We start from the raw sequence: 15186 nt of genomic DNA on the forward strand, positions 1-15186 counted from the left end.
TACATCAAAACCTAAAAAATCAAAGATGATGTACCTCGAAACCCACGCGAGGTATATCATAATCCATAAAATCAAATTTGATGCACCTCACAGCTGAGTACATGACTTTAAAAGCACAGCATAAATGTTCTGCCCCTTCTCTGAAACTGGAGATCCTCTAAATCAAGAACTCTAAACACCCCACTGTCCCGTCATTGGTTTAGAACCTTCGAATACTAACCATGCACCCTAAGGGACAATCACACAATTTGATGTTCTTCCATCCATAGAAGTTAGTTCCATCAAAAACCCCCTCAAGCTCTCAGGCTGAGGGGGTTTGGGTTTAATTTAATATCAAACCATATTGTCGCTTCCGAAGAAGTTTTTGAACATTTGGAAAGAGGTATCTCTGTTTAGTGCAGCGATGGATGTTGTCAAAGGAATTCCCTTCGGGCAAGACTGCACACAGTTTTGTGAGTTACCGCAGTTGGCAAGCCCTCCATCTCCCATGATGCTTTCCAGACGCTCGTCTTTATTCATGGCACCCGTTGGATGGGCATTGAATAGACGAACCTGAGAAAGTGGTGCAGGCCCGATGAAATCTGATTTCGAATTCACGTTCGGACAAGCCTCAAGGCAGACACCGCAAGTCATGCATTTAGAAAGCTCATATGCCCACTGACGTTTTTTCTCAGGCATACGAGGTCCTGGTCCCAGGTCATATGTTCCGTCAATCGGAACCCATGCTTTGACTTTTTTCAGTGAATCGAACATTCTGCTGCGGTCCACCACAAGGTCACGAACAACCGGGAATGTTTTCATAGGAGCCAGACGGATTGGCTGCTCCAGCTTATCAACAAGTGCCGTACAAGATTGGCGCGGCTTGCCGTTGATGACCATTGAACAGGCTCCGCAAACTTCCTCAAGGCAGTTCATGTCCCAGTTGACCGGAGTCGTTTTCTCACCTTTAACATTTACAGGATTTCTGCGGATTTCCATCAGTGCAGAAATGACGTTCATGTTCGGGCGGTAGGCCAGTTCGAATTCCTCTGTATAAGAGTCAGTTTCAGGGCTGTCTTGACGAGTAACGATAAAGCGTACTGTTTTATTTTCACTCATCTTTATTTACCCCCTTTTTTCTTAGTGTAGTCGCGCTTACGCGGCGGGATCAACGATGTATCTACCTCTTCGTAATGGAATTCAGGTGAATTTGTTTCTGCATTGTACTTAGCCATAGTGGTTTTCAGGAACTTCTCATCATTACGATCCGGGAAGTCCGGTTTGTAATGGGCACCACGGCTTTCATCACGCTGAAGGGCACCAATTGTGATGACACGTGCAAGCTGAAGCATATTGTGCAGCTGGCGGGTGAACATCGCACCTTGGTTGCTCCATTTTTGGGTATCATTGATATTGATATTTTTAAAGCGTTCCATCAACTCTAGGATCTTATTATCTGTTTCTTTAAGTTTATCATTGTAACGAACCACTGTAACGTTATCCGTCATCCACTCACCAAGCTCTTTGTGGATCACGTAAGCATTTTCAGTTCCGTCCATGGACAGGATTTCGTTCCATTTTTCTTCTTCCTGCTGAACATGGCGTTCAAATAAGGAAGAAGGCAGTTCATCCACACTCTTCTCCAGCCCACTCATATACTTGATTGCGTTTGGACCGGCAACCATTCCGCCAAAGATGGCAGAAAGAAGAGAGTTTGCTCCAAGACGGTTTCCGCCGTGTTGTGAATAATCACATTCACCAGCAGCGAACAGTCCAGGGATATTCGTCATTTGATCGTAATCTACCCACAGGCCGCCCATTGAATAGTGAACAGCTGGGAAGATTTTCATAGGGACTTTACGAGGGTCGTCTCCCATGAATTTCTCGTAGATTTCAATGATGCCGCCCAGTTTGATATCCAGCTCTTTAGGGTCTTTATGTGAAAGATCAAGATAAACCATGTTTTCACCGTTGATCCCAAGCTTCTGGTTGACACATACATCAAATATCTCACGTGTGGCAATATCACGAGGCACAAGGTTTCCGTAGGCAGGATATTTTTCCTCCAGGAAGTACCAAGGCTTACCGTCTTTATATGTCCAGACACGTCCGCCTTCTCCACGAGCGGATTCGCTCATAAGGCGGAGCTTATCGTCTCCCGGAATTGCTGTCGGGTGAATCTGGATGAATTCTCCATTTGCATAGTATGCACCCTGCTGATACACGATGGAAGCAGCAGATCCTGTGTTAATGACTGAGTTCGTGGATTTACCGAAAATAATTCCAGGACCTCCTGTAGCCATGATTACTGCATCTGCAGGGAATGATTTAATTTCCATTGTCTTAAGATCCTGTGCTACGATACCGCGGGCTGCTCCTTCGTCATCAACGATAACACCAAGGAATTCCCAGCCTTCATATTTATTGACAAGTCCAGCCACTTCATGGCGTCGAACCTGTTCATCAAGTGCATATAATAACTGCTGTCCAGTCGTTGCACCAGCGAAGGCTGTACGGTGATGCTGTGTCCCTCCGAAGCGGCGGAAGTCCAGAAGTCCTTCCGGCGTACGGTTGAACATTACGCCCATACGGTCAAGCAAGTGAATGATTCCCGGTGCAGCTTCCGTCATAGCTTTGACTGGAGGCTGGTTAGCGAGGAAATCTCCTCCGTAAACAGTGTCATCGAAATGTTCCCAAGGAGAATCTCCTTCCCCTTTCGTATTTACCGCTCCGTTGATTCCGCCCTGTGCACAGACAGAGTGAGAACGCTTCACTGGCACTAATGAAAATAGATCGACCGGCGCTCCTGCTTCTGCTGCTTTTATTGTAGCCATCAAGCCGGCTAAACCGCCGCCGACCACGATGATTTTCCCTTTACTCATCTAGACTCACTCCTTCTCCTACAAAAATACCAATAACCGAGTCTCGTAAATTCTGAATCCAGTTACTTTAATAATGAATTAAACGAACGCATATAATGAGCTGATTCCCACATAGGAAAGAGCAATGAAAATTCCGATTGTAATGTAAGTAGCGATTACTTGGGAACGCGGAGAAACTGTGATTCCCCAGCTCACAAGGAAAGACCACAAACCGTTAGCAAAGTGGAAGATAGTAGAGATGACGCCAACAATGTAGAAGCCCATCATAAATGGGTTGGACAAGATGTTCTCCATCATTTGAAAGTTAACTTCTGCTCCGAATGCAGCTGCAACCCTTGTTTCCCAAACATGCCACGTAATGAATACCAGCGTGATGACGCCCGATATCCGCTGAAGCAGGAACATCCAGTTACGGAAATAACCGTATTTGCTTACATTGTTCTTTGCAGTGAAGGCTATATATAAACCATAAATAGCATGAAACAACAATGGAAGAAAAATAATGAATGTTTCAAGTACGTACCGGAAAGGTAAACTCTCCATAAAGTGTGCTGCATTATTAAATGCTTCTGCGCCCCGTGTGGCAAAGTTGTTGACTACTAAGTGCTGAATTAAGAATATCCCTACTGGAATAACACCTAGCAAAGAGTGAAGCCTGCGTAAATTATACTCACGATTTCCAGCCATGATATACCCCCCCTTAATGATGAAAAAATGCATAAAATAAGATATTGCCAATACTATTAAAGGTATGAACCTTCTGCAAATTTTCATATTATAACAAAAATGTGACAAGTTCATTTTACTCCCATGTTAGAGGTGCGTCAAGAAAACGTATACATAAAATTCGATGATATCGCAAAAATATTTATAATATATTGATAATATTACTTTGCTGTTTAATCTGGCAGAACAAGTACCCCGTATAGGGTGAGCAAGCTGCGGTAAAATGAAAAAGATGAATAATCATTATGCCGGTAAAACATTCCATCTATACTATTTTTGTCTTAGCGATTTATATTTTACCCTCACCTTGTTTATAATAGATTAATAGAAGATTGTTGATGCACTGGAATGTTTTTAGAAATCGACAAAAACCTCAGGAATACTTTTACAATTCAGTGGAAAATAATCAGATAATAACTCTCTTAAAGCGAGCAGGAAGAGAGCCTTATAGAAAGAGGGGATTCGTTTTGGAAAGCAGCAATAACCAAAAAAGCGGGGAAATGGAAGCCGTTCCCTTGTTTGGGTACGAATTGATGAGAGATATCCTGCTGCCCGAGATTTTGGGCAAGCATACGACAGACATTCTTTACTGGGGCGGCAAAAGCCTTGCAAGGAGATTTCCTCTTGTCTCACTGGAAGAAACAGAAGCGTTCTTCTTGGAGGCAGGCTGGGGGAAATTGAGCCTTGCTGATGATAAAAAAGACGAACAGATCTTTATTTTATCAGGACCATTCGTCGAAAGAAGACTTTCACTCAAAACAGACATTTCCTTCAAGATGGAAGCAGGCTTTCTAGCGGAACAAGTTCAGTCTAAAAAAAAGGCCGTCACCGAAGCGGCTGAAGAGATCCATAAGAGATCCAAGACAGTCAAGTTCATCGTCCGGACTGATCCCAAGGATAAAATAGAATAGTATTATAAAAAGCGCAAGCGGCCCGTTCAGCCCCGACAGGCAAATGTTCCCCGGAGAGAACAGTGTCCTTTTATTCTCCAGGGGTTATTTAACCGAGAGGGTCCGTTCCAGTGGGTACTCCCTTGGGCACTGCAGCTGGATCCAGAAGCGATGCCCATTTTCAAACTACTATTTAAAAGGCTTTCCAGGTGTGGAAAGCCTTTCAAGTATTTATTTTACCGAAACCTTTTGCGGCTTCTGTGCTTTATCAAGATTGAATTCCGTATGAAGTACTTCCGCCGCTTTCAGCATTTGTGCTTCATCCACCACAGCAGAAACTTTGATTTCTGATGTGCTTACCATTTTGATTGGAATCTGATTATTGGCCAGCGCTTCAAACATCTGTGCCGCTACACCCGGATTGGAGATCATGCCTGAGCCCACAATGGAAACTTTAGCCAGTCCGCTTTCATGTTCAATGGAACTGAATCCAAGCTGTCCACGATTATTTTGCAGCACTTCGACCGCATCCTCCAGGGACTCTCTCTTGATGGAGAAAGAAAGATTGATACTTCCTGTCTCTGTCTTACTCTGAATAATGATATCGACATTGATGTGATTTTTTGCAAGAGTGGTGAATATGGAAGAAAGGCCTGTGATTTCATTTTCAAGTCCTATTACAGTCATCCTGATTATTTCTTCTTCGAACGCTACTCCTCGAACAATCAACCCTGTTTCCATTGAAACTTCCTCCTCAATCATTGTACCTTCTTGTTTGTCCATGCTTGATCTTACTACCAGCGGTACTCCATGATTTTTGGCAAATTCCACTGCCCGAGGATGAAGAACACCGGCACCAAGATTAGCCAGTTCCAGCATTTCGTCATAAGCGACGGATGAAAGCTTACGGGCGTTCTTCACATATCGGGGATCAGAAGTATAAACTCCATCCACGTCTGTATATATATCGCACCGATCTGCATTCAGCGCTGCGGCAAGGGCTACAGCCGTTGTATCTGAACCGCCGCGTCCCAAGGTGGTTATTTCTCTTCTCTCTGCCATTCCTTGAAACCCTGCAACTACCACAATACGGTTGTCTCTAAGGTTCTGCTGGACTCTGTCACTATTGATGTTAGTGATACGGGCATTGCCATGTATATCTTCTGTCTCAATGCCTGCCTGCCAGCCTGTCATAGAAACCGCGTCATATCCTGATTCAAGCAGCACCATCGTCAGCAGCGAAATGGTGATTTGTTCACCGGTAGTAAGGAGCATATCCATTTCACGCTTGCTTGGCTTGGCAGAAGCCTGATAAGCCAAATCGACCAGCCCGTCGGTTGTTTTCCCCATAGCCGAAACCACAACCACTACGTCATTGCCCCTGTTTTTCTCTTCGATTACACGCAAAGCAGCATTTTTGATTCTTTCCATATCGCCGACGGAGGTTCCTCCAAATTTCTGTACAATCAGTCCCACATTCTCGTCCTCTTTTCTTAAGTGTTTTTTTCTCTAAGTATAAGTACAAGAATAACGGTCCATCACGAAAACCAAACCTCAATAAAAAAGGCAATGAGATAGTATCTCATTGCCTGTGAAATCGCAAAATTATGCAGGTTCCACGTGAGATAGCTCTCCAAGACTGTTAATCTTGACAATTCTGCATCTCTTAAACACAGAACCAGCGAAAACAGCCATGAGCCTGTTCTCACTTCGGCGAATTTCCCTTTCAATGCCTGTCAAAAGAGCCCATACTCCTCGAAACATCTACTGATGAAAGTCCGCACCTCTATCACCACTTGTATAAAAGTGATAATTTTATAAAATTTTCATTCATTTTAACACACAACGTAAATGATGACAATCCTATTTTCTTCATCTCTTGGAAGGCGAGTATTTTAATTAACCAAGGCTGGCTTCTTGAGGACATCTTCTCGATCTTTTACTCGTTTTGAATGTCTCCAAGCCAGCACCTCGGGTACATTCCCGCTTTTGATGCATTCCGAACAAGCACATTGAAGACATACATTGCCCTCGGACAAACAAAAAAACACCCTGCCATTTCAAGGCAGGGTGTACCTATGCTATTCTTTCAGTTTCTCCATCAATTCCTCGGCAGCTGCTTTTGGAAGCCCCGCTTCGATCAGTTCCTCCATAGAAGCTTCTCTCATTTTCTTCATGGATCCAAAAGTTTTCAGAAGCTGTTTTTTTCTTTTAGGACCAATGCCGCTAACTTCATCCAGCATTGAAGAAAAGGCGGTTTTGCCTCTCAGCTGGCGGTGGAAGGTAATCGCAAATCTATGCACTTCGTCCTGGATTCTCTGCAGCAGATAAAATTCCTGGCTCCTTTTTTCAAGTGGAACAATTTCGAGCGGATTTCCATAGAGCAATTCAGATGTCTGATGTTTGTCGTCTTTTGCCAGTCCGGCTACAGGAATATCGAGATTCAATTCCAATTCCAGCACTTCTTTTGCAGCGCCTATCTGGCCTTTCCCACCATCTATGACGATTAAATCAGGGAGCGGCAGTCCTTCTTTCAAGACTCTGGAATACCTTCTTCTCACTACTTCACGCATGGAGTCATAATCATCCGGCCCTTTTACAGACTTGATCTTATACTTGCGGTACTCTTTCTTTTCCGGTTTGCCGTCAATGAAGACAATCATTGCCGAGACAGGGTCAGTGCCCTGGATATTGGAGTTATCAAAGGCTTCGATACGGTGAGGAGTATAGATACCCATCGCCTCACCCAATTTATCAATTGCCATGATGGTTCTTTCCTCGTCCCGCTCAATCAAGGAAAACTTTTCCTTCAGTGCAACTTCAGCATTCTTGCCCGCTAATTGAACCAATTGCTTTTTCTGCCCCTTCTTAGGCTGTGTCGTCCTTACCTCCAGAAGCTCTGATACGATTGATTCGTCAATCCCTTCAGGAAGATTGATCTCCTTCGGTTTAAAATGATTGGCCTTGGTATAGAACTGGCCGATATAGGTCAGGAATTCCTCTGCCGGTTCATCATAGATGGGGAACATAGAAACATCACGTTCAATCAGCTTCCCTTGCCGGATAAAAAACACCTGAACACACATCCAACCTTTATCGACCGCATATCCAAAGATGTCACGGTCCGTGAAGTCGGTCATGGTCATCGTCTGCTTCTCCATCGTCGCCTCAATATGCTGAATTTGATCACGAAACTCTTTTGCGCGTTCAAATTCAAGATTTTCTGCAGCCTGGCCCATCTTTTCGTTAAGTTCCTTTTTAATATCCTTATAACCGCCGTTCAAGAAGCGGGCAATCTCATTTGTCAGCTCTTTATATGTTTCAGATTGCACTTCATGGACACACGGTGCCAGGCATTGTCCCAGATGATAGTACAAGCATACCCGGTCAGGAAGGTTATCGCATTTTCTTAGAGGGTAGATCCGGTCGAGCAGCTTCTTCGTTTCATTTGCTGCCCCTGCATTTGGATAAGGACCGAAATACCTTCCCTTATCTTTCTTGACATTGCGTGTGATAATCAGCCGCGGATGTCTTTCTGCCGTCAGCTTGATAAAAGGGTAACTCTTGTCATCTTTCAGCATGACGTTATATTTTGGATCATATTTTTTGATCAAATTCAATTCAAGGATCAGTGCCTCCAGATTTGAAGACGTTATTATATATTCAAAGTCCTCGATCTCTCCGACGAGCCTTTGTGTTTTACCATCATGAGAACCTGTGAAATAGGACCTTACCCGATTCTTCAGCACCTTTGCCTTACCAACATAGATGATGGTCCCTTGTCTGTCTTTCATCAGGTAGCATCCCGGCTGATCCGGGAGCAGTGCCAGTTTGTTTGATATATTCTCGTTCATTACCCTCACCCCCTGCGGCTTACCACTAAACATAAGCAGTTTTCAAAGGATACAAATGAAGACCCCTGTAAAAACAGCTTGAAAAATGAACGGAAATCAGTAAACTTTCTTCAATAATCATAGGCAATTAGCCCGCCAAGGTCAACTGGCGGGCTTCTGGCAAAAGAATACAATCCAGCCGGCACGAAGCTTTTCTTCTTAAAGGTTACCAGCAAAGGAAGACTGTATCCTGAGCAGATGAGATATACCATGCACCTTACCTTGCAAAAAAAAGAAACGAGCCAATCGGCTCGTTTCTTCTTATTCATTAAGCATGTTTGTTCAGTAATTCAGCAAGAGCTTCTTTAGGCTGGAAGCCGATGACTTTGTCAACTACTTCTCCATCTTTAAGAACAACTAGTGTCGGGATACTCATAACACCATAGTTTCCTGCAGTTTCTTGGTTTTCGTCAACGTCAACTTTGACGATTTTCACTTTATCGCCCATTTCGGAGTCAAGCTCTTCCAGAACTGGTGCAATCATTTTACAAGGTCCGCACCAAGGCGCCCAGAAATCAGCAAGTACTAAACCTGAACTTACTTCATTTTTGAAATTTTGATCTGTTGCATTTGTGATAGCCATTTATATTCGCCTCCAATTATGTTTAAAAGTTAACGTCAGTATATCATCGTTCTATTGATGATGCTATAAATATGCTCGCAGGTAATTTACCCTGTTTTGCCTTGTTTATTCATGGATGGCTCCCTGGACTCGAGGGTAACGGAAACGAGGATTTTCTCCTTTGCCTTATTTGGTAAAAGCATATCTTTTATAAATGCTTTCCCGGTATAACCGCCAGACCTGCGTCTGCCGCGAAGACCGTCACCGTAATAGGGTATTAGACACGCTGGGATAAAAAACACTCACCCTGAAAAGAACAGATAAGACTACTATGGTACCTAAAAACAGAAAATTAGTTCTTACCATATAAAGTGGAATGCCTGATTCTAAACCCTTTGGGGATCAGTTCCGCCACTGCCTTATCCAAATACACTTCTTTCAATCTCTTTCATAGCAAAGAAGTACCCTTGCTTTGCCATCAATTCATCAAATGTTCCTGTTTCAACTACCTGTCCTTTTTCCATCACGATAATTTGATCCATTTTCTCCAGTCCCGTTAAGCGGTGGCTGACCAGCACAAGTGTATTATCCGCTGCTTGTTCAAAAAGCTCTTCATAAATAGTCTTCTCTGTCAGCACATCAATTGAAGATGTAGGTTCGTCCAATATCCATAGACGCCCTCCCTTTAACATGGCACGGGCGATGGCAAGCCGCTGTTTTTCCCCGCCTGACAAATTCTCTCCACGTTCGAGAACTTCGCTGTCAAGATTAAAATGAGCTAACTGGACTTTTTCAAGGACTTTCATTAGTTCTTCATCTGTTTTATCAGCTCGTGCCAAATCAAGATTTTCCCGGATAGTTCCATAGAAGAAATGGTTATCCTGCAATACCACGTTAGATTTCGACCAGAGATCGTGCTCATCCACATGATTAAGCGGATGGTTTCCAATCCTAATCTCTCCTTCGGCAGCTTGAAGCACTTTAAGCAGCATCATCAACACCGTTGATTTACCAGATCCACTGGGGCCGACAATAGCCGTTTTTGAACCCTCCGGCAACTGAAAGCTCACCTCATTCAATGCCCTGCGGCTTTCTCCTTCGAAGTGGTAAGACAATTCCTGGAATTCCACAGATAAAGATTGAGATTCCGGCAGCCTCGCGATTGGGGCAGAGGGTAAAACCGGCTCTTCCTTTACTACAGAATACAAACGCCGAGAGGCTGCGCGGCTCTCTTCCAAATGGCCGGGCAGTGCTGCCATCGGAGCGGAATTTTCAAATACAGTCAAAGAGACCATGACAAGCATTGCCAAAAAAACGCCTTCAAGCTGGCCTTGTGTCACGAAGTACGCACCGAGTGCCAGGACAGCCCATGACACCATAAGAGATACTGCTGAATTTACAGATTGATTGAACATTAGTTGAACAGTTTCGCGTTCTTGATCTTCGATATATTTTTGGGAGGAATCTTTCAGCATTTCTTCTTTTTCCTCTAAACGCTGATACAATTTCAGTTCCCGGAATCCATATAAAATCTCTGTCGCTTCTGTAGATAGGCTGCCTCTCCGCTCACGCAAACGATAATCCAGCCTGCGCTTTCTGTAGGCAAAAATTGCAGGCACAACCAGCGATGTCAGTATAAGCCCCACAATCAATACCAAAGCAATGTATACAGAGAAAAACATCATGAAGACAACCGTGCTTAAAAACACGATGACCAGGACAATGGGAGGGTAATACACACGCAGGAAAAAGTTTTGCAGTCTCTCTACATCCCCTACAATCCTCGATAGCAAATCTCCGCTCCGATATTTTTGATAAATGCCGGGTGCCAGGGGTTCAAGCCTTTTGAAGAAATCAACTCTCAGGTTGCTTAGAATCGAAAAAGTGGCCCGATGGGAGTATAAGCGTTCCCCATACCGGCTGCCAGCACGCGCCAGCCCAAAAAGCTTCAATAAAGCAATCATGACAGTTAACGCATACAGAGGCGGAACGAAAGCGGCCTTGGAAATCAAGTATCCGCTGGAAGCAAAAAGGCCCACCGCTGTAATACCGGCTAAAACCCCGAATAAAATCGAAAGCAAGATATCTTTTCTTTCACGGCCAACTTCCTTCATAACAAGCATCAGATCTTTCATCCCGCATCCCCCCTTTGCTGAACTGACACCATGCTGCGATATTCCAGAACTTTTTCAATCAGTTCTTCATGTGTGCCGCTCCCTATTAACTCTCCATTTTCCATGAACAGAATCAAATCAGCATCTTTGATGGTATGCAGTCTATGCGCTACGGTGATGACCGTCGCCCTCTCTGAAAGCTCTTCGATCGATTCCTGTAATATTCGTTCTGTTTTTAAATCAAGCCCTGTCGTCGGCTCATCAAATAAGATGACGGCAGGGTCCTTCAAAAATGCCCGCGCAATGGCTAGACGCTGCTTCTCTCCTCCCGATAAGCCTCGGCCGCCTTCACCTACCCGGGTATCATAACCCTGATCAAGCGCCTCAGCCATCTCTGACAACCCAGCTTTTTCAGCAGCTTTTACAATTTCCTGCCGACTTGAGTCTCTTTTCGCTCCAATCGCAATGTTTTCTGCGATAGTACCTGAAAATACATAAGGTCTTTGGGAAATATAACTGATTTCATTTAACCAGGATTCTTCCGTATAGGTTGAAAGAGGCTGCTGATTAATTTCAATCTGTCCCTTGGAGGGAGCTGCAAGTCCGGCAAGCAAGTGAAGAAGAGTTGACTTTCCTGAACCTGTGCGCCCGACTACCGCTGTTTTTGTATAGGGTTTTATATCGGCAGAAAAGCCTTTTAATTGGAATCCCCCATCTTCATATTTGAACCCAACATCCTTCATGCTGATCAAAGGAGGAGCTGAAACCGACAGTTCCTTCTCTCCCCATTTGACAGGGAGATCCGATCTATCGAGCTCCTCCTTTATTTTGTTTGCAGCACCGAGACTGCCTCTGCCTGTGTGAAAGGCACTGCCAAGTTCTTTGATCGCTGCATAAAACTCCGGTGCCAGCACCAGTAAAAAGAATGCAGTGAAGAATTCCACACTTTCAAAAACAACAAGCCGAAGTCCCAGTTCAAGGGCAATCAATCCAATCCCGAGCATGGAAATATACTCAAGCATCAAGGAAGAAATAAAGGCTACCTTCAGTACATCCATCGTCGCATCCCTGAAACCGTGACTGCTTTCTCGAATGGCCTCTTTTTGATTTGCAGACTGTCCGAATAATTTCAAGGTCGTTAAGCCTTGAAGAGTATCAAGAAACTTCCCTGAAAAGGCCGACATTTTATCCAATTGCTCTTCTGATTTTTTCTGCGTTTTCATTCCGATTATGATAAAAAACAAAGGAATGAATGGGGCAGTAATCATCATCAGCAGCCCTGTTGAAATATGCTGAGTGAATGCAGCAGCTAGGATCATGAGCGGAATAATCGAAGTCTGGATAACCTGGGGAATGTAACGGCTGAAATAGCTGTCAATCTCGTCAACCGCATCCAGCATGACGCTCACCTTTCGACCGGACTGGCCTTGAAGAGAAGCCTGCAGAGGGTTTTTAGTGAATTTAGCCAGCAGCCTTTGCCGAAAGCTGTCTTTTACCTTAGAAGCCATCCTTGCACCTGCTCGTCCACTGCCAAAGTTCAGCAAGACCCTGACCAGCAGGACAAGCGCTAGCCAGCCCAGAAAAGGAACAACATCAGCGAAGGGTTGTCCTTGAAGGAACACCCGGTCAACCACAGTCACAATTAAATATGCCTGAGTTATGATACTTAACCCTGTAAGGGTTGCTATTATTCCTAAGTATATTAATGTTCCTCTATGATGTTTCAAAAATGGGTTTAGTATATTCATTTTTAAAAAATCTCCTATCTTAAAAAGAAAAATCTGCTTAGAATGTTTGTGAATATATTCACAATTTTATAATGTCATTATACATAATTATCAGGAGAAATTCATCTGAGAGGGTTTGAGCGACTAGATTCTTCGCTATGTACCTTTTAATATTGGATGTATTGTTTGTCTTCATTGAACAATGCCAGCTTGCTCTTATTGCCAGTCATTATCTCGGCCCTTCCTCTTCCTTAATGGGCAGTATACTTCCTAAAATAATATATAAAACCAGAATTTTTTTCCACGTCGCTTAAGTCTGTCTTTGAGCCACCCATTCTTATAAACCAGTACAGTGCTCTACTCCTCTCTATTCCTCTAAAGAACAAGAGAGAAACCATTGAAACACACAAAAAAGCACCCGTCACTTTCACGGATGCTTTCTCTAAATTTAATTAAAATCATTCATCAAATGAATTTCCAAGTCAGCTTACAGACTGCTGATTAAGAAGAAGAAACTTTTAATTTCTTGAATTCTTCTGTCAACATCGGCACCACTTCAAACAAGTCTCCCACAATTCCGTAGTCTGCTACATTGAAGATGCTTGCTTCAGGATCTTTGTTGATGGCAACAATCACTTTGGAGTTGGACATACCGGCCAAATGCTGAATGGCACCTGAGATACCGCAGGCAATATATAAGTCAGGAGTAACAACCTTACCCGTTTGCCCAATTTGCAGGGAGTAGTCGCAATAGTCCGCATCACATGCACCACGAGAAGCTCCAACAGCTCCGCCTAATACATCGGCAAGCTCTTTCAGCGGACCGAAACCATCTGTACTTTTCACCCCGCGCCCTCCTGCGATGACGACTTTAGCTTCAGAAAGATCTACACCATCCGTTGCTTTTCGGACAACATCTTTGATAATTGCACGAAGGTCCTTGATTTCCACAGAAACAGAACTTACATCTCCGCTTCTGGATTCATCTTTTTCAAGTGGATCAATATTGTTCGGGCGGATTGTCGCGAAAATCAATCCGTCTGTCACAATTTTCTTTTCAAATGCTTTACCGGAATAAATCGGGCGTGTGAATACTAGGTTTCCGCCTGCCTCTTCAAGAGAAGTGGCATCGGAAATCAGTCCTGATCCTAATTTGCTCGCAATCTTAGGAGCAAGATCTTTTCCAAGGGCTGTGTGGCCAAAAATGATTCCCTCTGGGCTTTCCTGATCAAGGACAGCCATCAATGCTTGAGAATAACCATCGGAAGTGTACTGCTCCAGCTTTGCATCCTCAACCACGATTACGCGGTCAGCTCCATATTGAATTAGTTCATTTCCTAAAGCGCTTACAGAACTGCCCAATAAAACTCCAACTACTTCTCCTCCCTCAGCAATTGTCTTACCCGCAGCAATTGCTTCGAAAGAAACGTTTCTCAATGCGTTGTCACGTGCTTCTCCAAGTACCAATACTTTTCTTGCCATGTTCGATTACCTCCTGAGTGAATGATCTGTTGATTGTATATAAGGATCGTTCGCTAATGCTGCTTTTAGCAGATCAGCGGCTTCTTCCCTTGTATTAAACGACTTTGGCTTGCGTGTGAAGCAGACCGACCAGTTCTTTTACTTGGTCTTCAAGCTCACCTTCAAGAATTTTGCCCGCTTCCTTCTCAGGCGGCAGGAAGATTTCAATCGTTTTTGTCTTTGCCTCAACATCTTCTTCTTCAAGATCTAAATCATCGATTTCAATTTCATCCAATGGTTTCTTCTTTGCTTTCATGATACCAGGCAAAGAAGGGTATCTCGGTTCATTCAGCCCCTGCTGTGCTGTTACGAGTAAAGGAAGAGATGTTTCGATTGTTTCGGAATCGCCTTCTACATCGCGGACAACCGTTACAGTTCCTCCGCTGATTTCAAGGCTTGTGATAGTGGTTACATAAGGGATATCCAGTTGTTCCGCTACTCGTGGTCCAACCTGGCCTGATCCGCCATCAATGGCAACGTTTCCTGCAAGGATTAAATCTGCTTCCTTGTCTTTTAAGTATTCGGCAAGGATTTTGGCTGTAGTGAATTGATCGCCGTTTTCCACATCATCTTCTGTGTTGATGAGTACCGCTTTATCAGCCCCCATTGCCAGAGCAGTGCGAAGCTGTTTTTCACCTTCTTCGCCGCCGACAGTGACAACTGTGATTTCTCCGCCGTGCTCGTCACGGACCTGGATTGCTTCCTCTATCGCATATTCATCGTAAGGATTGATGATGAATTCTGCACCATCTTCACTGATTTGGCCATTTGAAATACTGATTTTTTCTTCAGTATCGAAAGTTCTTTTCATTAATACGTAAATGTTCATTTCTAGTTCCCTCCTAAAATTTCAAACTTTCAATCGGTTAAAAAGATTGAGAATATTTAAAGT

11 protein-coding genes and 1 riboswitch are annotated in these 15186 nt (G+C 43.8%); of the genes, 1 reads left to right on the forward strand and 10 read right to left on the reverse strand.

Annotation, left to right across the window (positions count from 1 at the left end):
* Positions 1–333: 333 nt before the first annotated feature.
* The 3 genes from sdhB to FZC78_RS01200 all read right to left on the reverse strand — a co-directional run bounded on the left by sdhB (position 334) and on the right by FZC78_RS01200 (position 3548).
* The gene (gene sdhB, locus FZC78_RS01190) at positions 334–1098 is read right to left on the reverse strand and encodes a succinate dehydrogenase iron-sulfur subunit (RefSeq protein ID WP_148937867.1); all 765 of its coding nucleotides are present in this window, start codon (positions 1096–1098) and stop codon (positions 334–336) included.
* Between the two features lie 2 nt (positions 1099–1100).
* Positions 1101–2861 carry a succinate dehydrogenase flavoprotein subunit gene (gene sdhA / locus FZC78_RS01195; RefSeq protein WP_148937868.1) on the reverse strand — a complete coding sequence of 587 codons (1761 nt, stop codon included), beginning with the start codon at positions 2859–2861 and terminating at the stop codon, positions 1101–1103.
* A 78-nt stretch (positions 2862–2939) separates the two neighbouring features.
* Positions 2940–3548 (reverse strand): succinate dehydrogenase cytochrome b558 subunit, encoded by a 609-nt coding sequence (locus FZC78_RS01200; protein WP_148937869.1) that lies wholly within the window; start codon positions 3546–3548, stop codon positions 2940–2942.
* Positions 3549–4054: 506 nt separating this feature from the next.
* On the opposite strand from FZC78_RS01200, the gene FZC78_RS01205 reads away from it, so the two are divergent.
* The gene (locus tag FZC78_RS01205) at positions 4055–4498 is read left to right on the forward strand and encodes a YslB family protein (protein WP_426899782.1); all 444 of its coding nucleotides are present in this window, start codon (positions 4055–4057) and stop codon (positions 4496–4498) included.
* 210 nt (positions 4499–4708) lie between these two features.
* On the opposite strand, the gene FZC78_RS01210 is transcribed toward FZC78_RS01205, so the two are convergent.
* The 7 genes from FZC78_RS01210 to FZC78_RS01240 all read right to left on the reverse strand — a co-directional run bounded on the left by FZC78_RS01210 (position 4709) and on the right by FZC78_RS01240 (position 15123).
* Positions 4709–5953 (reverse strand): aspartate kinase, encoded by a 1245-nt coding sequence (locus FZC78_RS01210; RefSeq protein WP_148937871.1) that lies wholly within the window; start codon positions 5951–5953, stop codon positions 4709–4711.
* 142 nt (positions 5954–6095) lie between these two features.
* Positions 6096–6274: riboswitch (Lysine riboswitch) on the reverse strand.
* Positions 6275–6558: 284 nt separating this feature from the next.
* Entirely contained in the window at positions 6559–8331 is a 1773-nt protein-coding gene (gene uvrC, locus FZC78_RS01215) for an excinuclease ABC subunit UvrC (protein ID WP_148937872.1), read from the reverse strand.
* Between the two features lie 307 nt (positions 8332–8638).
* Positions 8639–8953: a thioredoxin gene (gene trxA / locus FZC78_RS01220; RefSeq protein WP_148937873.1), complete on the reverse strand. Its 315-nt coding sequence runs from the start codon at positions 8951–8953 to the stop codon at positions 8639–8641.
* A 398-nt stretch (positions 8954–9351) separates the two neighbouring features.
* Positions 9352–11067: a thiol reductant ABC exporter subunit CydC gene (gene cydC / locus FZC78_RS01225; RefSeq protein WP_148937874.1), complete on the reverse strand. Its 1716-nt coding sequence runs from the start codon at positions 11065–11067 to the stop codon at positions 9352–9354.
* A complete protein-coding gene (gene cydD, locus FZC78_RS01230) occupies positions 11064–12794 on the reverse strand; it encodes a thiol reductant ABC exporter subunit CydD (RefSeq protein ID WP_148937875.1) in 1731 nt (576 codons plus the stop codon). Before cydD ends, cydC begins: the two co-directional genes overlap by 4 nt.
* Before the next feature lie 480 nt (positions 12795–13274).
* Complete coding sequence (locus tag FZC78_RS01235; RefSeq protein WP_148937876.1) at positions 13275–14255, reverse strand: electron transfer flavoprotein subunit alpha/FixB family protein; 981 nt, start codon at positions 14253–14255, stop codon at positions 13275–13277.
* Positions 14256–14349: 94 nt separating this feature from the next.
* Positions 14350–15123, reverse strand: coding sequence for an electron transfer flavoprotein subunit beta/FixA family protein (locus tag FZC78_RS01240; RefSeq protein ID WP_148937877.1), 774 nt, complete (start codon positions 15121–15123; stop codon positions 14350–14352).
* Between the last annotated feature and the right edge of the window lie 63 nt (positions 15124–15186).

The sequence above is a fragment of the Rossellomorea vietnamensis genome (assembly GCF_008180415.1).
Taxonomy (GTDB): domain Bacteria; phylum Bacillota; class Bacilli; order Bacillales; family Bacillaceae_B; genus Rossellomorea; species Rossellomorea vietnamensis_C.

Coding starts and splice junctions, on each gene's coding strand:
- sdhB (WP_148937867.1), bottom strand. CDS start 1,098: ATGAGTGAAAATAAAACAGTACGCTTTATCGTTACTCGTCAAGACAGC.
- sdhA (WP_148937868.1), bottom strand. CDS start 2,861: ATGAGTAAAGGGAAAATCATCGTGGTCGGCGGCGGTTTAGCCGGCTTG.
- FZC78_RS01200 (WP_148937869.1), bottom strand. CDS start 3,548: ATGGCTGGAAATCGTGAGTATAATTTACGCAGGCTTCACTCTTTGCTA.
- uvrC (WP_148937872.1), bottom strand. CDS start 8,331: ATGAACGAGAATATATCAAACAAACTGGCACTGCTCCCGGATCAGCCG.
- trxA (WP_148937873.1), bottom strand. CDS start 8,953: ATGGCTATCACAAATGCAACAGATCAAAATTTCAAAAATGAAGTAAGT.
- cydC (WP_148937874.1), bottom strand. CDS start 11,067: ATGAAAGATCTGATGCTTGTTATGAAGGAAGTTGGCCGTGAAAGAAAA.
- cydD (WP_148937875.1), bottom strand. CDS start 12,794: ATGAATATACTAAACCCATTTTTGAAACATCATAGAGGAACATTAATA.
- FZC78_RS01235 (WP_148937876.1), bottom strand. CDS start 14,255: ATGGCAAGAAAAGTATTGGTACTTGGAGAAGCACGTGACAACGCATTG.
- FZC78_RS01240 (WP_148937877.1), bottom strand. CDS start 15,123: ATGAACATTTACGTATTAATGAAAAGAACTTTCGATACTGAAGAAAAA.